The sequence below is a fragment of the Streptosporangium sp. NPDC001559 genome, assembly GCF_042893955.1.
GTDB lineage: Bacteria > Actinomycetota > Actinomycetes > Streptosporangiales > Streptosporangiaceae > Streptosporangium.
Genome location: NZ_JBIAVG010000021.1, coordinates 1 through 17,724 on the forward strand (window position 1 = coordinate 1; position 17,724 = coordinate 17,724).

16 protein-coding genes and 1 rRNA gene are annotated in these 17,724 nt (G+C 69.1%); 13 read left to right on the plus strand and 4 right to left on the minus strand.

The genetic code is table 11. The features are described 5' to 3' along the window. From rrf to istB, 3 genes are all read left to right on the plus strand, one after another. Positions 1–82, plus strand: a 5S ribosomal RNA gene (gene rrf / locus ACFYY8_RS35705); the annotation flags it as partial. Positions 83–421: 339 nt separating this feature from the next. Further along, positions 422–1,669 (plus strand): IS21 family transposase, encoded by a 1,248-nt coding sequence (gene istA, locus ACFYY8_RS35710; protein WP_390048826.1) that lies wholly within the window; start codon positions 422–424, stop codon positions 1,667–1,669. Beyond that, positions 1,669–2,505: an IS21-like element helper ATPase IstB gene (istB, locus tag ACFYY8_RS35715; protein WP_362785734.1), complete on the plus strand. Its 837-nt coding sequence runs from the start codon at positions 1,669–1,671 to the stop codon at positions 2,503–2,505. The genes istA and istB overlap by 1 nt, the downstream gene beginning before the upstream one ends. Positions 2,506–3,918: 1,413 nt before the next feature. On the opposite strand, the gene ACFYY8_RS35720 is transcribed toward istB, so the two are convergent. Beyond that, positions 3,919–5,208 carry a hypothetical protein gene (locus ACFYY8_RS35720; RefSeq protein WP_390048828.1) on the minus strand — a complete coding sequence of 430 codons (1,290 nt, stop codon included), beginning with the start codon at positions 5,206–5,208 and terminating at the stop codon, positions 3,919–3,921. Between the two features lie 45 nt (positions 5,209–5,253). Between ACFYY8_RS35720 and ACFYY8_RS35725 the strand changes: the two genes are divergently transcribed. Further along, positions 5,254–6,321: a hypothetical protein gene (locus ACFYY8_RS35725; protein ID WP_390048830.1), complete on the plus strand. Its 1,068-nt coding sequence runs from the start codon at positions 5,254–5,256 to the stop codon at positions 6,319–6,321. A gap of 51 nt (positions 6,322–6,372) precedes the next feature. On the opposite strand, the gene ACFYY8_RS35730 is transcribed toward ACFYY8_RS35725, so the two are convergent. Next, positions 6,373–7,248 (minus strand): MBL fold metallo-hydrolase, encoded by an 876-nt coding sequence (locus ACFYY8_RS35730; protein ID WP_390049069.1) that lies wholly within the window; start codon positions 7,246–7,248, stop codon positions 6,373–6,375. A 162-nt stretch (positions 7,249–7,410) separates the two neighbouring features. On the opposite strand from ACFYY8_RS35730, the gene ACFYY8_RS35735 reads away from it, so the two are divergent. Next, positions 7,411–7,965, plus strand: coding sequence for a single-stranded DNA-binding protein (locus ACFYY8_RS35735; RefSeq protein WP_390048832.1), 555 nt, complete (start codon positions 7,411–7,413; stop codon positions 7,963–7,965). A 27-nt stretch (positions 7,966–7,992) separates the two neighbouring features. On the opposite strand, the gene ACFYY8_RS35740 is transcribed toward ACFYY8_RS35735, so the two are convergent. Then, positions 7,993–9,339 (minus strand): DUF1015 family protein, encoded by a 1,347-nt coding sequence (locus tag ACFYY8_RS35740; RefSeq protein ID WP_390048833.1) that lies wholly within the window; start codon positions 9,337–9,339, stop codon positions 7,993–7,995. A gap of 116 nt (positions 9,340–9,455) precedes the next feature. Between ACFYY8_RS35740 and ACFYY8_RS35745 the strand changes: the two genes are divergently transcribed. Then, on the plus strand, positions 9,456–9,887 hold the full coding sequence (locus tag ACFYY8_RS35745; protein ID WP_184721692.1) for a M48 family metallopeptidase: 432 nt from the start codon (positions 9,456–9,458) through the stop codon (positions 9,885–9,887). A gap of 40 nt (positions 9,888–9,927) precedes the next feature. Next, positions 9,928–10,932 (plus strand): HAD-IIA family hydrolase, encoded by a 1,005-nt coding sequence (locus tag ACFYY8_RS35750; RefSeq protein ID WP_390048835.1) that lies wholly within the window; start codon positions 9,928–9,930, stop codon positions 10,930–10,932. Between the two features lie 29 nt (positions 10,933–10,961). On the opposite strand, the gene ACFYY8_RS35755 is transcribed toward ACFYY8_RS35750, so the two are convergent. Then, on the minus strand, positions 10,962–11,309 hold the full coding sequence (locus ACFYY8_RS35755; RefSeq protein ID WP_352013222.1) for an SCP2 sterol-binding domain-containing protein: 348 nt from the start codon (positions 11,307–11,309) through the stop codon (positions 10,962–10,964). A 351-nt stretch (positions 11,310–11,660) separates the two neighbouring features. Here ACFYY8_RS35755 and ACFYY8_RS35760 point away from each other — a divergent pair, with 351 nt between their 5' ends. From ACFYY8_RS35760 to ACFYY8_RS35785, 6 genes are all read left to right on the plus strand, one after another. After that, a complete protein-coding gene (locus ACFYY8_RS35760) occupies positions 11,661–11,834 on the plus strand; it encodes a hypothetical protein (protein WP_390048837.1) in 174 nt (57 codons plus the stop codon). After that, a complete protein-coding gene (locus ACFYY8_RS35765) occupies positions 11,831–12,649 on the plus strand; it encodes a TlyA family RNA methyltransferase (protein ID WP_390048839.1) in 819 nt (272 codons plus the stop codon). The genes ACFYY8_RS35760 and ACFYY8_RS35765 overlap by 4 nt, the downstream gene beginning before the upstream one ends. A gap of 25 nt (positions 12,650–12,674) precedes the next feature. Continuing rightward, positions 12,675–13,580 carry an NAD kinase gene (locus ACFYY8_RS35770; protein WP_390048841.1) on the plus strand — a complete coding sequence of 302 codons (906 nt, stop codon included), beginning with the start codon at positions 12,675–12,677 and terminating at the stop codon, positions 13,578–13,580. Between the two features lie 90 nt (positions 13,581–13,670). Next, positions 13,671–15,383, plus strand: a complete 1,713-nt coding sequence (recN, locus tag ACFYY8_RS35775) for a DNA repair protein RecN (RefSeq protein WP_390048843.1) — start codon at positions 13,671–13,673, stop codon at positions 15,381–15,383. Between the two features lie 166 nt (positions 15,384–15,549). Further along, entirely contained in the window at positions 15,550–16,761 is a 1,212-nt protein-coding gene (steA, locus tag ACFYY8_RS35780; RefSeq protein ID WP_352013217.1) for a putative cytokinetic ring protein SteA, read from the plus strand. Continuing rightward, the gene (locus tag ACFYY8_RS35785) at positions 16,758–17,723 is read left to right on the plus strand and encodes a copper transporter (protein WP_390048846.1); all 966 of its coding nucleotides are present in this window, start codon (positions 16,758–16,760) and stop codon (positions 17,721–17,723) included. The genes steA and ACFYY8_RS35785 overlap by 4 nt, the downstream gene beginning before the upstream one ends. The last annotated feature ends 1 nt before the right edge of the window (position 17,724 follow it).

Here is a 17,724-nt window from a genome sequence, read left to right on the forward strand (position 1 = left end):
CATTCCGAACCCGGAAGTTAAGCTCTTCAGCGCCGATGGTACTGCACCGGGGACGGTGTGGGAGAGTAGGTCGCCGCCGGACAATCTTTGGGGGGGTCACCTTTGGGTGGCCCCCCCTTTTTTTGTTTGGTAGGGGTGTGTGGGGGTGGCTGGGGGCTGCCCCCTTTTTTGTTTCAGGAGCGAGGAGGGAGGGCGTGTAGCTCGCCGGATAGGACGGTTACCGCTCGTCTGGCCGGCTCGGCCTGGTCTTCCGGGGGTGTTTGGGTGGGTGGGGTTGTGTTCCACGGGGTGTCTGGGGTGTGGGGTGGCGAGGGCCGCCCCCTTTTTTGTTTGTGCCTGGCCCCGGAAGGTGTCGACGACGGGTGAAAACTGACCCTGTGGCGACGGCCGAAAACTGACCCCCCTTCAGTCACTCTGGAGGGTGATCAAGGTGGAGGACTGGGCGGAGATCCGCCGGTTGCACCGAGCCGAAGCGATGCCAATCAAGGCCATCGCCCGGCGCATGGGCATCTCGAAGAACACCGTGAAAAGCGCACTGGCGGCCGATACACCGCCGAAGTACCGGCGGCCCGGCAAGGGCTCGATCGCAGACGCAGCCGAGCCGCAGATCCGAAAACTGCTGGCCGAGTTCCCGGACATGCCCGCGACAGTGATCGCTGAACGGATCGGCTGGCAGCGGTCGCTGACCGTGCTCAAAGACCGGGTGCGGCTGCTGCGACCGCACTACAAGCCCGTCGACCCGTCGTCCCGGACGACCTACCAGGCCGGGGAACTGGCCCAATGCGATCTATGGTTCCCGCCGGTGAAGATCCCCCTCGGCGCCGGGCACCGGGCCAGCCCACCGGTACTGGTCATGGTGTCGGGCTATTCACGCTGGCTGATGGCCCGGATGCTGCCCTCTCGCACGGCCGGGGACCTGTTCGCCGGGCACTGGGCGCTGCTGTCACAGCTGGGGGCGGTCCCCAAGACCCTCATCTGGGACAACGAGTCAGCGATCGGCCAGTGGAAGCAGGGCAAACCCCAGCTGAGTGCTGACGCCAACGCCTTCCGCGGCGCCCTGGGCATCCGGATCGCCCAGTGCAGACCCGGCGACCCTGAGGCCAAAGGGCTGGTGGAAAGAGCCAACGGCTATCTGGAGACCTCGTTTCTGCCCGGCCGCGGCTTCGTCTCCCCCCACGACTTCAACACCCAGCTCGCCGACTGGCTGGCCAAGGCCAACACCCGTCATCATCGGCGCATCGAGTGCCGGCCGGCCGACCGGCTGGGCGCGGACCTGGCGGCGATGGTGGCGCTGCCGCCCGTCGCTCCGGCAGTCGGGTGGCGCGCCTCGGTCCGGCTGCCGCGCGATCACTACGTCCGCATCGCCTCGTGTGACTACTCGGTGCATCCTTCGGTGATCGGCCGGCTGGTCGAGGTCGTCGCCGATCTGGGCCAGGTCGGCGTGACCTGCGCCGGGCAGACGGTCGCCCGGCACGAGCGATGCTGGGCGCCGCATCAGACCGTCACCGACCCGGTGCATGAACACGCCGCCGCCCTGTTGCGCGGCACACGTCTGCGCACGGCGGCCACCATGGCCACCGGCCCAGCCGATACCGACGACGTTGAGCAGCGTCGGCTCAGCGACTACGACACGGCGCTGGGCATCGAGGGGATCGAGGGAGTGGCGTGATGGCCGAGTCGGCGGCTTCGAGGCCGGGCGGCAAAGCGGCGGCGGGCAGTTCCCGCAGGTCCCGCGATATCGGTGCTGAGCTGGCCTATCTCACCCGGGTGCTCAAGGCGCCGTCGCTGGCGGCCGCGGTTGACCGGCTGGCTGAGCGGGCCCGGGCCGAATCCTGGAGTCATGAGGAGTTCCTGGCCGCCTGCCTGCAACGAGAGGTGTCGGCCCGTGAGTCCCACGGGGGTGAGGCACGGATCCGGTTCGCCCGGTTCCCGGCCCGCAAAGCGCTGGAGGACTTCGATTACGATCATCAGCGGTCCCTCAAGCGCGACCTCATCGCTCATCTGGGGACGTTGGACTTCGTCGCCGCCCGGGAGAACGTGGTCTTCCTGGGTCCGCCCGGCACCGGCAAAACCCACCTGTCCATCGGTTTGGGTATTCGTGCCTGCCAGGCCGGGCACCGGGTCGCGTTCGCCACCGCCGCTCAGTGGGTCGATCGCCTGGCCGAGGCTCATGCCGCCGGGAAGCTCCAAGACGAGCTGACGAAACTGTCGCGCGTCCCGGTCCTGGTCGTTGACGAGGTCGGCTACATCCCGTTCGAGCCCGAGGCGGCCAATCTGTTCTTCCAGCTGGTTTCCAGCCGCTACGAACGAGCGAGTTTGATCGTTACGAGCAACAAGCCGTTCGGCCGTTGGGGAGAGGTCTTCGGCGATGATGTGGTGGCCGCCGCGATGATCGATCGCCTTGTTCATCATGCCGAGGTCATCAGCCTCAAGGGAGACAGCTACCGTCTCAAGAATCGTGATCTCGGTCGTGTTCCTGCGGCGGGTCACAGCAGCGATCAGTAACGATCAAGCACATCAGGGGGTCAGAATTCAGGCGACGTCAGAGGGTCAAGATTCAGCCGTCGTTGACAGAAGGTGCGTGGGTGTTTGAGGGGCGGCGGGAGTCGTCCCTTTTTCTGTTTCGGGGTGGGTGTTGGGAGGGTTGGGTTGGTGCTGTGCGGGGTGTGTTCCGTTGCTTGAAGAACGGTGCCCGGCGAGAGCCGCCTTTTTTGTTTGTGGCATGAATAAGCCCGCCCCGTAGAGGAGGAGTCGGCCAACACCTTCCATGTCCAACCAGCTGGTCAACCGGATCAGCGAGGACCTGCCGAGTGGCACGACGCATCGTCAGCTGGCCGGGTGATCAAGGTGAGCATGCCGTTGAGGACGGCATAGGCCAGGTAAGAGGCCTTCAGCGAGGCGGTGTACGCGTGGCGCGGCCGGCTTTCATGTCTGTGTTGGTCGGTGCCGTCAGGTTGTGAAGTTTTCAAGGCCGCCGGTTTCCTCCGGGTGCGGGCCAGGTGCCTTCCGCGACCCATGTCCCCCACCGACGCACGTAGCGCCGAGCCCGGTCTCTGTCCGCGGCATGTCCAGCCACTCCTGGACCGCGAGTCTGAACCCGAGCATGGCCAGGGCATCGATGCCGGTCCCGTAAGCCGACGGGCCAGCCATCGAGGATGTCGTCGATCCCCATCCAGGCGCTGTAGTGCTCGCCTACTCCCGGCAAGTGCTCGAAGGTACGGCCTCTCCGTACAGTTCCACGCCGCTTCGAGGACGAAGACCACTCATCCGCTCCGCACCCCCTTGACGAGGACGCTCCGCATGAGCGGATCGATCTTCGCGGTGAATCCAGTGAGCAACTCCAGATCCACAGGCTCAAGATCGGTCATGACTTCAGCATCGCAAGAGCGCGAACTGCTTGCCGTAGGCACGGCCAGGGCCCCGATGGACGCTAGGCCGACCGGCTATGAGCTGCGATTTCGGGATAAAAAGGACACTGGAGAACGGTATGAGGGTACGGGCAGGTAGGGGCTGGGTAGTCCGTATCCCTGATCGCCCTTGATGCGACGGCATAGGCCTCCGGACTTTGAGTGGCTTGCTAGGCTGGAGGAGCCGGGCCGCCCCACCGAGGGTGGCCTTCGTTGCGCCAGACCACGATAGGACAGGGCAGCGATAGCGAACGGGATGTGTCCTGCGGCCGGAGATCGCCCGCACAGCGAATCGTCCCATTCATCTGAAGATCGGGACGCGCTCGCCGAGTGAGCAAACGAAATGGAACCAGAAGTGAACAGTGACAACGGGCGTGACGGCGCGGGCCGGCGCGAAGAAGGCGAAAACCGCGGATTCGGCGGTCAGGGGGGCTACCGCGACAACCGCGGAGCCGGTGGCAGGGGACGTCCAGGGGACGGTCCTCGATATGGCGAGCGTCGAGAAGGGCGTTCAGAAGGTTCGTACGGCTCCCGTGACCGGGGGGACCGTCCTTCGTATGGTCGTGACGACCGTCCCAGTGGTGAGCGTCGCTCCTACGGTGACCGTGACAACCGTGGCGGTGAGCGCCGCTCCTATGGCGACCGTGACCAGGCTCGTGGTCCCCGTCCTGGTGGTGAGCGTCGTCCCTACGGTGACCGTGATCAGTCGCGTGGTTCGTACGGTTCCCGTGATCAGGGTGATCGTCCCGGCGGTGGTTACCGCGACAATCGTGGTGGCGGTGAGCGCCGTCCCTACGGTGACCGTGACAACCGTGGCGGTGAGCGTCGCTCCTACGGTGATCGTGACCAGGCTCGTGGTCCGCGTCCTGGTGGGGATCGTCGTCCGTTCAACCGTGATGACCGTCCCGGCGGTGGTTACCGCGACGACCGTGGTGGTGAGCGTCGTCCCTACGGTGACCGTGATCAGTCGCGTGGTTCGTACGGTTCCCGTGATCAGGGTGATCGTCCCGGCGGTGGTTACCGCGACAATCGTGGTGGCGGTGAGCGCCGTCCCTACGGTGACCGTGACAACCGTGGCGGTGAGCGTCGCTCCTACGGTGATCGTGACCAGGCTCGTGGTCCGCGTCCTGGTGGGGATCGTCGTCCGTTCAACCGTGATGACCGTCCCGGCGGTGGTTACCGCGACGACCGTGGTGGTGAGCGTCGTCCCTACGGTGACCGTGATCAGTCGCGTGGTTCGTACGGTTCCCGTGATCAGGGTGATCGTCCCGGCGGTGGCTACCGCGACAACCGCGGCGGCGGAGAGCGCCGTCCCTACAGTGACCGTGACCAGTCGCGTGGTTCGTACGGCTCCCGTGACCGGGGAGACCGTCCTTCGTATGGTCGTGACGACCGTCCCGGCGGTGGTTACCGCGACAATCGTGGTGGCGGCGAGCGTCGTTCCTACGGTGACCGTGACCAGTCCCGTGGTTCGTACGGTGACCGTGACAACCGTGGCGGTGAGCGTCGCTCCTACGGTGATCGTGACCAGGCTCGTGGTCCGCGTCCTGGTGGGGAGCGTCGTCCGTTCAACCGTGACGACCGTCCCGGCGGTGGCTACCGCGACGACCGCGGCGGGGAGCGTCGTCCCTACGGCGACCGCGACCAGTCCCGTGGTTCGTACGATCGCGGCGGCGAGCGCCGTCCCTATGGTGACCGCGACCGTGACAGGCCTTCCTACGACCGAGGCGACCGGGGCGACCGGGGTGGCGCGTTCCGCGGCGAAGGTGAGGGTTCCCGTACGCGCTACAGCAGGAACCAAGAGTCCGGCGAGGCCCCGGCCAACGCGCGCGAGGAACTGCCTCCGATGGCTCCCGACATCACCGCCGAGGAGCTCGACAAGGAGGTCAGGGGAGAGCTGAGTTCCCTCCCGCTCGACCTTGCTGACCTGGTCTCCCGCCACCTCGTGGCGGCGGAGCGGGCCCTCGGGGAGGACGAGGCCGAGCAGGCCTACGAGCACACGAAGGTGGCTCGTCGTTTCGCGGCCCGTATCGGCGTGGTCCGCGAGGCCGTCGGCATCGCCGCCTACCGGGCGGGGCACTTCGCGGAGGCGCTCAGCGACCTGCGCGCCGCCCGCCGCATGACGGGTTCCGACTCCTTCCTGCCGGTCATGGCGGACTGCGAGCGGGGGCTCGGTCGTCCTGAGCGGGCGCTGGACCTGGCCCGCTCGAAGGAGGCGGAGCGTCTCGACAGGGTCGGCAAGATCGAGCTCGCCATCGTGGAGTCCGGTGCCCGTCGTGACCTTCACCAGAAGGACGCCGCGGTCATCACCCTCCAGCGCCTGCCCGAGCTGCGTGACACGCGTCCGCACCCCTGGTCGGCGAGGCTCGCCTTCGCCTACGCCGACGCGCTCGCCGACGCGGGGCACGAGGAGGCCGCCACCGAGTGGTTCGGCCGTGCCATGGCCTTCGACGAGGACGGCGAGACCGACGCGGCCGAGCGGTACGCGGAGCTGACCGGAACGATCATCGATGACATCGAGGACCTTGAGGACGACGAGGACTTCGACCTCGACGGGCTGGACGCCGACGAGGTGGCCGACCTTCCCGACGCGGAGGACGAGGGAATCGTCGTGGAGACCGTCATGATCGATGACGCCGCCGTCCTCGACGCGGAGATCGAGGCTGAGGACGACCTTCAGGATCTTGAGCCCGTGGGCGACCTCTCCGCTGGAGAGCCGCTCATCGGCGAGGCCGAGCTCAAGCCCGAGGGCGAGGAGGGCGAGACGGAGGACAAGCCTGAGGACAAGGCGACGGAGCGGATCGAGCCCGGCGTCGGTCCCGCCTTCATCGAGCCCGACTTCGGTGACACGCTCGGTGACTCTCCGGCCGACGACGATGATGACGACGTCGCCAAGGACGAGAAGAAGAAGTGACCCGTACCCGTCCCGGGCGAGGCGCCTGCCCGCCCGGGACGGGACGTCGTCTCACGGCTGGGCGCGGTCCAGCCAGTGGATGATCCCCGCCACGTTGGACGGGGCGCCGCTGAGCAGTTCGAACTGTTCGGCTGTCGCGTCGTCGGCCTGCAGCGCCGCGTATCTCTCCCGGGTACGGTCCCTGACCATCGCCACGGCGTGGTCCAGGTCCATACCGGCGGAGTGCGCCTGGCGGGTCAGATCCACCCAGACACGTAGTTCCTCGGCTGAACGCTCCAGGGTCTCCTGGACGTCGTCAACGGGCCCGTAGTGGCTGAACAGCAGCCGCTGCGGGCCCAACGCCTCGAACAGGGCGATCGAGTCCAGCGCGGTCCGCAGGTCGAAGTCCGGCGGGGGAGTGGCCGGCCGCAGGTCTCCGGTCTGCGGTAGGTAGACCCCGGCGGCGTCACCGACATACAGGTCGCCGGTCCCCGAGTCGATCAGTCCCACATGGTGTTTGGCGTGGCCCGGCGAGTAGTGGCTGCTGAGCGTACGGCCGTTGCCGAGGTCGACGCTTCCCGTGTCGCCGAGCGCACGGATTCTCGCAGCCTCGGTCGGGGACATCTCGCCGAACAGAACGTCCAGTTTGTCACCCCACACCATTCTCGCGCTGGCCATCAGCCGGGAGGGGTCGGCGAGGTGCCTGGCGCCTTTCTCATGAACCACGATCTCCGCCTCGGGATAGAACCCCGCCAGGTCCCCGACCCCACCGGCGTGGTCCAGATGGATGTGCGTCACCACGATTGTCGCGAGATCGCCGGGGCCGACGCCGAGGGAGGCGAGGGCGTCGCGGACCACGGGAGCGGAGGTCGCGGTTCCTGTCTCCACCAGACAGGGACGATCTCCCAGAATCAGGTATCCAGCCGTGATACCTGAGTATCCCGCCATCCTTGTGTCGATCTCATAGACCTCTCCGCCGAGGGCGGTGATGTTGTCCACAGGCCACCTCAGAACTGGAACGGTTATCCCCAGAACGGCGTTCTAGTCGTTCCGGCACAGCTCACATCGTAAAGAGTGGTCCTCGGTCGGCAGAGATCGAAGGAGGACTCGATGGACCGCAACGAGGTCACGCTTGTGGGTCGACTGCCCGAGGCGGTGCGCATCCGGTCGCTGCAGAGCGGCGGCACGCTCGGCACCTGGCGGATGATCGTCAGACGGCAGCGGCGTGGCAGAGGAAGCCAGGTGGACACCATTCCGTGCGCGTCGTTCGAGCCCGAGGTCACCGTGACCGTGGCCGAGTGGCTCGCCGACGACATGGTGGAGGTGGAGGGGGCGCTGCGCCGCCGTTGGTGGGGAAGTGAGGGTTCGAAGTCGTCGGGTTACGAGGTCGAGGTCCGCTCGGCCAGACGTCTCGGGCACCCGGGCGAGCCCGCCGGAAACGAGGGTGAGGCTCCCGGTCCGGAGCAGCCCACGCCGGTGATCCCGTCGCCGGCGGCTTCGGAGAAGGCATCCGAACGCGGGGCCGCTTTCACGAAGGGTGCTCACGAACCGGCCTCGCCTGGGCACCAACCGGAGGGCGAAGATCCGGTGTCCTTTCCCGGGGCCAGGAGAGCGGGGCGGGTCCGCCGACCGGTCACAGGCATGAGCCGATCGGACGGTGGCTGACCGGGAGTCTTCTTTCGTACGGCGCACTCAGCCGAGGGACAGCACGCGCAACACCAGTCCCGTGCGGGGTTTGGGGCCGAAGGAAGTGGACTTGCGCGGCACCCGCTCCGCCTGGGCCGCGACCGTGAGCACGTCGTCGACCGTCAAAGGGTTGAGCAGCACGGCCGTTCCCCCGCTCACCCGTGCGAGCCGTACGGCTGCCGCGGGGTCGTGGTGCACGATGCGTACCGACTGTTCGTCGTCCCGCAGTCCCCAGAGTCCGGGCAGGACGAACTCCGCGAGGACGGCGGTGTTCAGCGCGCGCCACCGAGCGGAGCGATGCCCGGGCATGGCGTTTTCGAGCCGTACGGGGTCGGGGTCGGTGAGCAGATACGTACTGTCCCCGTCCGACAGGAGAAAGGAGGGCTCCTCCGCTTGGGCCAGAGCCGCCAGCCCCTCCGTGAGGTCGGCGTGTCGGCGGACTTTCCAGGCCTGTCCGGCTCGGTCCACGGCCTCCCGAAGCGGCAGATCCGGGATGACCCGGTGGATGGCCCGCAGGTTCGGTGGATAGGAGTCGGAGTCCACCAGAAGGGCCAGGCCGAAGTCCCAGGGCCCCGGCTCGACGGGCTGGTTCTGTGTGCTCGCGCCCGGCGGGGAGCTGTTCATCGGGGAAGTGGTGCCCGCAGAAGAGGAAGGAGTAAAGCCGGAGGCGGCGTGGTGTTCGCGCTGAAGGGCGAGATAGGTGGCGTAACGGTGATGGCCGTCCGCGATGAGGGCCTGTCGGGAACGGAGGTCGGTGTTGATGCCGGAGAGCTCCTCCGGATCGGTGACGGCCCACAGCCGGTGCCTGACCCCGTCCTGGGTCCGTGCCTCGACCAGGGGCGGCCGGTCGGCGGCGATCCGGTCGACAAGACGGGTGGCGGTTCCTCCCGCGCCCTCGTAGAGAAGGAAGATCGGCTCCAGGTTCGCCTCGGTCACCCGCATGAGGGCCAGCCGGTCGGCGACCGGACCGGGCATCACGTCCTCGTGCGGCAGGACGACACCCTGTTCCGGCCCGGCCAGGCCGACGTCGCCGATGAGCCCGCGTTGCAGGACCCCGGGGCCTTCCTGCTCGTAGACGTAGACGGCCGGTGTCTCGTCGGCGGTCAGCACCCCGGAGGAGAGCCACGCGTCCAGGGTCTGCCGTGCCTCGGCGTACCGGTGGCGGTCGGCTCCGGGAAGGATGAGCCGCACCACGTTGTTGGGATGTGAGGTGAGCAGGTCCTGAACGCCGTTTTCCTCGATGAGGTCGTAGGGGGGAGAGGTCACCTCCGCGGGATTGTCGACCGCGAACCGTACGCCACGGAACGGGCGAAGCACGAGCCCGTCGTGTATCGGCAGTTCAGGATTCGCCATATAGGGCATGCTGCCATAAAGGCCTGAAACGTCCAGGGGCCGCCTCGGTGATGCGGCACCCGGGTCCGTCAGGGATCGGTCAGATCTGTCGTCTGTCGATGAAGGAGGCCTAACGCATGGTCCAAGGACGTAGCGGTCCGTCTGATTCCCCCAACCCCGAGACGGGCGCTCCGGTCGGGGACGTCTACGAATGGTTTCAACGAGGGATGAAGCTGCTGGGCGAGGGCAGCCCGGCCGCGGCCGCCGCGCTGCTGGAACGTGCCGCCGGCGCGGAGCCGGAGTCGCGAAGCATCCGTGAGGCACTCGCCCGTGCCCAGTTCAACTCCAGACAGTACGCCGACGCCGCCGACAGCTTCCGATGGATCATCGACGCGAACCCGGCCGAGGACTACGCCTATTTCGGGCTCGGGCTCGCTCTGTGGCGGACCGGTGACATGGAGGGGGCGCAGGAGCCCCTTGCCATCGCCGTCGCCATGCGTCCCGACCAGCGGCACTACGTGTCGGCCCTGAAGAGCGTCCGGGCGACGCTACGCGCCCGCCGGGCGTGATTCCCACGGGTGATGGAATGGGCGGGTGGACACGCAAACGTTGATCGACCCATATGACACGCTTCTCCTCGATCTCGATGGGGTGGTGTATCTCGGGCCCGACGCCGTGCCGGGGGCTCCCGAGGCGCTGCGTGAGGCGGTGGAACGCGGCGTACGGCTCGCGTACGTCACCAACAACGCCTCACGCACTCCTCGCGCGATCGCCCAGCACCTGAGCGCGCTCGGCGCCCCCGCCACGCCCGATGACGTGGTCACCTCGGCCCAGGCCGCCGCGAGACTGGTGGCCGAACGGGTCGAGCCGGGGGCCGCGGTGCTGGTCGTCGGCGGGATGGGTCTGCGTGACGCCGTACGCGCCCACGGACTGCGTCCGGTCAGCACCGCCCTGGAAGACCCGGCGGCGGTGTTACAGGGCATGGCCCACGGCATCTCCTACGGCCTGCTGGCCGAGGGGGCACTGGCCGTACGGCATGGAGCTCTGTTCGTGGCCGCGAACGCGGACTCGACCATGCCCACGGGACGCGGTGAGGTCCCGGGCAACGGCGCGATGATCCGGGTGATCGCCACGGCGACCGGGGTCGAGCCGATCGTCGCCGGAAAGCCGGAGCCGCCGCTGCACCGCGAGTCGATCCTGCGGACCGGTTCGAAGCGGCCCCTGGTGGTCGGCGACCGGCTCGACACCGACATCGAGGGGGCGACCAACGCCGGGGTCGACGGGCTGCTCGTGCTGACGGGCGTGACCACTCCGCTGGATCTGCTGACGGCGTCACCCGAGCACAGGCCCTCGTACGTCGCCGCGGACCTGTCGGCTCTGCACCTGCCCTACCCTCAGGTGCGGCGGGCCGGAGACGGCTGGTCCTGCCGCAGGTGGAACGCCCGCTGGCAGGAGGGCCGTCTCAGGCTGGAGGGGGAGGGGGACTCCGTCGACGGCCTCAGGGCGGCGTGCGCCGCGGCGTGGGAGGCGGCCGGTGCCGGCCGGGCGGACGAGGACGCCGTGAAGGCCGTCCTCGGCTCCCCGCTCTCCGGCCGGACGTCCTCACCCGGGTGAGACGTCCCGAGGCCGGAGGCCGTGACGGCTCACAGGAGCTTACGCAGGCGCATCAGGTCGCCGAAGCTGGCATCGATCTTGACACGGCCGCCGAACACCGCGCGTCCCATGTCGAGTTCGCCGTTGACCAGGGCGATCAGGTCGTCACTGCCTATGGTCAGTTTCACGTTCGCGGACCTGGCGTCGCCTGGAGGCAGGTCGTCGAAGGGGCCGAGCCCTCCGTGGTGGATGCGGCCGTAGAAAGTGACCCCCAGGTCGCTGATGTGACAGCTGATGCTGCGGTCGACCACGTGCCTGGCGCGGCTCTCCTGGTCGAGTTCGTCGAACTGCTCGCCGAGTTTGCGCAGTGCCACCCGGCACTCGTCGACGGTCGCCATCGGTTGGCGCTCCCTTCTGTCCGGGCGGCCCGAACTCCTTGTCGTCTCTACGGACGGTAGCGTTCCACATTGATGCGGCACGTGGTCCGGTGCGCGCGGGAAGGCTCTCGCCACGGTGTTCCTGGATGACGTGAGGGTACGCGCGGGCGGCCTTCCGTTCCATCAAGGTGACAACGAGCGAGACACGTACAGTAGTTCGCGGACCGCCCACTTCGGTCGGTGAGTGGCCGATGCGACGCGCGGCACGGCTTCCGATACGGTCAAGGCGACACGGGGCGGTGTGGATCCGTTCCCGTGCGACCACCGCGCCGGCCGCCGAGCCGGCGGAGAACGGCTTTCGATGGGGGGCGCATGACGGACCTGCCGGGGGAGACCGGAGAGGAGCGGGTCGACATGGCGCTGGGCGGGCTGGCCCGGCTGGGCACGACGCCTGTCTCCGCGCACGCGAGTGTGTTCGAAGAGGTGTTCGCCGGGCTCGAGCAGGCACTCGCCGCGGCGGACGGCACCGCGGACCAGCACCGGTGAGCCGCCGCACACGCCTCGACAGCGAACTGGTACGGCGCGGCCTGGCCAGGTCCCGTGAACAGGCGTCCCAGCTCATCGAGGCGGGCAGGGTCACCGTCGGCGGTCAGGTGGCCGCCAAACCGGCCACCCAGGTGGAGACCGCCTCCGCGATCGTGGTCGCCGAGGCCGCGGAGGGTCCCGACTACGTCTCGCGGGGAGCGCACAAGCTGCTCGGCGCCCTTGAGGCCTTCGGCCCCCGGGGGCTGACCGTCGAGGGACGCCACTGCCTGGACGCCGGGGCCTCGACCGGGGGCTTCACCGACGTGCTGCTGCGCAACGGCGCCGCGCACGTGCTGGCCGTCGACGTCGGTTACGGCCAGCTGGCCTGGTCGCTGCGGACCGACGAACGGGTCACGGTCATGGAGCGGGTCAACGTCAGGGACCTGACCCCCGAGATGGTCGGGCAGCCGCCCACGCTGATCGTCGGGGACCTGTCGTTCATCTCGCTGCGTCTGGTGCTGCCCGCCCTGGTCGCCTGCGCCGCGGAGCGGGCGGACTTCGCGATGCTGGTCAAACCCCAGTTCGAGGTCGGCAGGGAACGGGTCGGCGCCGGCGGGGTCGTCAGGGACCCGGAGCTGCGGGGCCAGGCCGTACAGGACGTCGCCGACAGCGCGCGGGCGCTCGGCCTGACCGTGCGGGGCGTCACCGCGAGCCCGCTGCCCGGCCCTTCGGGAAACGTCGAGTACGTCATCTGGCTGGGCCGGGGAGAAGGCCCGCCACAGGTAGCGGACGTCGCGGCCGAGATCGGTCGCGCGGTCGCGGAAGGTCCCCAGTAGTGCCCGCCCTCCGGGAGAGTGGAACATGACTGCCAAGCGCACCGTGCTGGTCACCGCCCACACCGGGCGGGGTGCGGCCGTTGACAGCGCCCGTCTGGTGATCGGCAGGCTGGTCAAGGCCGGACTGGCCGTCCGTGTCCTGCGAGCCGAGGCCGAGTCGATCGCGTGCGCGGGCGCCGAGGTGACGCCCGCGGGTGAGACGGCGGTGCACGGCGCCGAGATGATGATCGTTCTGGGCGGCGACGGCAGCCTGCTGCGGGCCGCCGAGCTGGCCCGCCCGGCGGGGGTGCCGCTGCTCGGCGTCAACCTCGGGCATGTCGGCTTCCTGGCCGAGGCGGAGGTCGAGAACCTCTCGGACGCGGTCGACTCCGTGGTGCGGGGCCGCTACGACGTCGAGGAGCGGATGACCGTCGAGGTCACCGCCCGCCTCAACGGGCAGCTGCTGGCCGACACGTGGGCGCTCAACGAGGCCACGGTGGAGAAACGCGAGCGGATGCTCGAAGTGGTCGCCGAGATCGACGGACGGCCGCTGTCGCGCTGGGGGTGCGACGGGGTCATCTGCGCCACGCCGACGGGTTCGACCGCCTACGCCTTCTCCGCGGGCGGCCCGGTGGTGTGGCCGGAGGTCGAGGCGATGCTGCTGGTGCCGATCAGTGCCCACGCGCTGTTCGCCAGGCCGCTGGTCGTATCGCCCCGCTCGACGCTGGCGCTGGAGGTCCAGCCCGCGACGGCCGGGGCGGTGCTGTGGTGCGACGGGCGCCGCCGGTTCGACCTGCCCGCCGGAGCGCGCGTCGAGGTCCGCAGAGCCGACCTCCCCGTACGACTGGCGCGTCTGCACGGGATCGAGGACACCGGGGCGCCTTTCACCGACAGGCTGGTCGCCAAGTTCGACCTTCCCGTCCAGGGGTGGCGCGGCCGGACGCGAGCCTAGATCGTCCGGGCGGTGGTCGTCCCGAACGCGTAGGATCGTGCCCGCGCACCGCACTGATGTTCGGTGAATTCGATGTGACGGGAGGGACCAGTGCGACCCAGGGTCGAGGAGGTCCGCATCCAAGGGCTCGGTGTGATCGACGAGGCCGTCCTGGTGCTCTCGCCGGGGTTCACCGTGCTCACGGGCGAGACGGGCGCGGGTAAGACCATGGTTGTGACCGGTCTCGGGCTGCTGTTCGGAGGCAGGGCGGACCCGGCCCGTGTCCGGCCCGGTTCGGACAGGGCGACGGTCGAGGGCACCCTCGTGGTCGATCCGGCGGGCCGGGTCGCCCAGCAGGTGCAGGACGTGGGCGGCCAGGTCGAGGACGGCGAGCTGATCATCTCCCGCACCGTCTCGGCGGAGGGCCGCAGCCGGGCCTGGCTCGGCGGGCGGAGCGTGCCCGTCGGCACCCTCACCTACCTGGCCGAGGACCTGGTCGCCGTGCACGGCCAGATGGACCAGCAGCGGCTGCTGCAGCCGGGACGCCAGCGCGCGGCCCTCGACCGCTACGTGGGCGAGGAACTGGTCAAGCCGCTGCGCTCCTACGAGCAGGCCTACAAACGGCACAGGCAGGTCGCCGAACAGCTGGCCGAGCTCACCGACAGGGCCAGGGAACGCGCCCAGGAGGCGGACCTGCTCAGGTTCGGGCTTCAGGAGGTCGAGCAGGCCGACCCCAGACGCGGGGAGGAGGCCGAGCTGCGTGAGGAGGGGGAAAGACTCGCCCACGCCGACTCCCTCAGGAGCGCGGCCGAGACCGCGCACGGCTCACTGCTCGGCGACCCCATGTCCGGCGAGGGGGAGATACAGGACGCCGTCACCCTGGTCGGACGGGCGCGAGCCGCCGTCGAGGCGGTCCGCGAATTCGACCCGGTGCTCGCCGGGATCGCCGACCGGCTCGCCGAGGCGGGTTACCTGATCTCGGACGTGGCCACCGAGCTGGCCTCCTACGCCGAGTCCGTCGAGGCGGACCCGGCGCGGCTGGCGGCCGTGCAGGAACGGCAGGCCGTGCTCAACCACCTGCTGCGCAAGTACGGCGAGGACACCGGCGTCGTGCTCACCTGGGCCGAGCAGGCCGCGGCGCGGGTCGCCGAGCTGGAGGGCGACGACGAGCGGATCGGTGAACTCGCCCGCGAACACGAGGAACTCACCGGCAGGCTGACCGAGCTGGCCGCCGAGCTGACCCGCGTCAGGACGGCCGCCGCCGAAAGGTTCGGACAGGCCGTCACCGAGGAGCTCACCGCTCTGGCCATGCCGCACGCCAGGGTGACCGTCGTCATCACCGCCGCGGCGGAGTTCGGGCCGCACGGGATCGACGAGGTGGAGCTGCGCATGGCCCCGCACCCCGCCTCACCGGCGCTGCCGCTGAACAAGGGCGCCTCCGGCGGCGAGTTGAGCCGGGTCATGCTCGCCATCGAGGTCGTCTTCGCCGGTGCCGACCCCGTCCCGACGTTCGTCTTCGACGAGGTCGACGCGGGAGTCGGCGGCAAGGCCGCGGTGGAGATCGGCCGCAGGCTGGCACGCCTGGCGCGCACCGCCCAGGTGATCGTCGTCACCCACCTGCCTCAGGTCGCGGCCTTCGCCGACCAGCACCTCGTGGTGGAGAAGGCGAGCGACGGCAGCGTGGTACGCAGCGGTGTGGTCGCCCTGGACAAGGACGGCCGGGCGCGAGAGCTCTCCAGGATGCTCGCCGGGCTTGAGAACTCCGAACTTGGCAGGGCGCACGCGGAGGAGCTCCTGTCGATCGCCGCCGCGGACAAGGCCTGAATCCGTCGCGTGAGGACCCGGCCACCGGCGGCGGCGAGGTAGGAATAACGGGAGGTCTTTCGGATAGCTCAGGGGGCAGGGGCCGCGTGGGGATCTTCAGTGACGAATCTGACACACCGTCAACCGCATGGCTCGGCCGGTCTTTCCCTCTGGCAGGATGGGCGTGATGAAGGTGCCGACGGACGAGCTTCAACGCAGGCTCAACGGTTACCTCCGCCGCAGGAAGGCCACGGACCTTCCCGGGGTGACGGCAGTGGCGAGAATCGATCGGCGGACCAAGAGGCTGACCAAGCGCCTCAAGGCCGGGGAAATCGCGATTATCGATCACGTTGACGTTGACCGGGTGAGCGCGGAGGCGCTTGTCGCGTGCGGTGCGGCGGCGGTGATCGACGTCGCGGCGGGCATCAGTGGCCGCTATCCCAACCTGGGTCCGCAGATCCTCGTCGAGGCGGGTGTGACGTTCGTCGACAACGCCACCGCCGAGATCTTCGACCGTGTCAAGGACGGCGACCTGGTCAGGGTGCACGAGGGCGTCGTCTACCTCGACGACGAGGTGGTCGCCAAGGGCGACGTGCAGTCAGCCGAGTCGATCGAGGCCGCGATGGTCGAGGCCAGGGCCGGGCTGACCGTCCAGATCGAGGCGTTCGCGGCCAACACCATGGAGTACGTCAGGCGCGAGCGCGACCTGCTCATCGACGGGGTCGGCGTCCCCGACATCGCGACCGTCATGGAGGGGCGGCACGTCCTCATCGTGGTGCGCGGCTACCACTACAAGGAGGACATCGCCGTCCTGCGCCCCTACATCCGGGAGTACCGCCCGATCATGATCGGGGTCGACGGCGGCGCGGACGCCCTCCTGGAGGCCGGTTACGTGCCGGACATCATCGTCGGCGACTTCGACTCCGTCTCCACCAAGGCCCTGACCTGCGGGGCCGAGCTGGTCGTGCACGCCTACCGGGACGGCAGGGCACCGGGCCTCGAACGGGTGCAGCAGCTCGGCTGCAGCGCCGTGGTCTTCCCCGCCATCGGCACCAGCGAGGACATCGCCATGCTGCTCGCCGACGACAAGGGCGCCGACCTGATCGTCGCGGTCGGCACCCACGCGACGCTGGTCGAGTTCCTCGACAAGGGCCGCTCCGGCATGGCCAGCACCTTCCTCACCCGGCTGCGGGTCGGGGGCAAGCTCATCGACGCAAAGGGCGTCAGCCGGCTCTACCGCAGCCGGATCTCCACTCCGTCTCTGCTCCTGCTCGTCGCCACCACGCTGATCACCATGGGGCTGGCCGTCATCGTCTCCCCGGTGGGCAAGATCTGGCTCGACAGCGTCCGCGACATCTGGAACGGCTTCATCTTCTGGTTGGTCGGACTCTTCTCGTGATCGATTTCCGCTATCACCTCGTCTCCATCGTCGCGATCTTCCTCGCGCTCTCCGTCGGCATCGTGCTGGGCACGACCCTGCTGAAGGAGCCCGCCATCGACACGGCGGAGACCCTGGCCAACCAGCTCAGGCTGAGCAACAACGAGTTGCGCGCCGAGCTGAAGACGGTGCAGGGCCAGAACGCCGCCAACGACGCGTTCGTCACGGCCGACACCCCCAGGCTCGTGCGGGACACGCTCGCCGGTGAGCGCGTCGTCATCGTCGAGGCTCCCGGCAGTTCGGTGAGCATGCGCGAGGCGGTGCAGCAGGTGGTCACCGAGTCCGGGGCGATCGTGAGCGGCCGGGTCACCCTCACCGACAAATACCTCGACGCGACCCAGTCGGACGTCGTCGACAGGCTGGCCACCGACGCCAAGCCGGTTGAGATGACATTCACCGCCGAGGACACGCCGTACGACAAGGCGGCCGCGGTGCTCGCCAACGCGATCGTGACCGGCGACCCCGCGCAGGTCGGCAAGGCGAACCCGGTCGCGGCCGGAGTCCTTGAGGCCTTCCAGCGCGGCGGTCTGATCAACGTCGCGGAGCAGCCCGCCAAACGCGCCGACCTGGCCCTGGTGGTCGGCCCGGCCGAGCCGTACGCCGGGGAGACCGCCGTCGCGCAGTCGGCCGCGGTGGTCTCGATGGCCACGGCGCTCGACGAGGCGGGCCGGGGGACGGTGCTGGCCGGTCCGCTGAACAGCAGCGCCGCAGGCGGCACCCTGGCCGCGCTGCGGGAGGACACCGTCGCCGCGGAGAAGGTCTCCACCGTGGACAACGTCGATATGCCCGCGGGCAGGGTCGTGGTGGTCTACGCTCTGCGGGAACAACTGTCAGGCTCTTCAGGCCAGTACGGCATGGGCCCCGGCGTCTCGGCCATCGAGCCCAGCGCGCCCGCCGTCCCCACGCCCACCTCCGGAGGATGAA

What these genes read in the sequence shown, in the direction of transcription:
- steA (WP_352013217.1), top strand. Translation starts at nt 15,550, where the DNA reads ATGAAGGTGCCGACGGACGAGCTTCAACGCAGGCTCAACGGTTACCTC.
- ACFYY8_RS35730 (WP_390049069.1), bottom strand. Translation starts at nt 7,248, where the DNA reads ATGGCGGGATACTCAGGTATCACGGCTGGATACCTGATTCTGGGAGAT.
- ACFYY8_RS35755 (WP_352013222.1), bottom strand. Translation starts at nt 11,309, where the DNA reads ATGGCGACCGTCGACGAGTGCCGGGTGGCACTGCGCAAACTCGGCGAG.
- ACFYY8_RS35770 (WP_390048841.1), top strand. Translation starts at nt 12,675, where the DNA reads ATGACTGCCAAGCGCACCGTGCTGGTCACCGCCCACACCGGGCGGGGT.
- ACFYY8_RS35725 (WP_390048830.1), top strand. Translation starts at nt 5,254, where the DNA reads ATGGCTCCCGACATCACCGCCGAGGAGCTCGACAAGGAGGTCAGGGGA.
- istB (WP_362785734.1), top strand. Translation starts at nt 1,669, where the DNA reads ATGGCCGAGTCGGCGGCTTCGAGGCCGGGCGGCAAAGCGGCGGCGGGC.
- ACFYY8_RS35740 (WP_390048833.1), bottom strand. Translation starts at nt 9,339, where the DNA reads ATGGCGAATCCTGAACTGCCGATACACGACGGGCTCGTGCTTCGCCCG.
- ACFYY8_RS35735 (WP_390048832.1), top strand. Translation starts at nt 7,411, where the DNA reads ATGGACCGCAACGAGGTCACGCTTGTGGGTCGACTGCCCGAGGCGGTG.
- ACFYY8_RS35760 (WP_390048837.1), top strand. Translation starts at nt 11,661, where the DNA reads ATGACGGACCTGCCGGGGGAGACCGGAGAGGAGCGGGTCGACATGGCG.
- ACFYY8_RS35745 (WP_184721692.1), top strand. Translation starts at nt 9,456, where the DNA reads ATGGTCCAAGGACGTAGCGGTCCGTCTGATTCCCCCAACCCCGAGACG.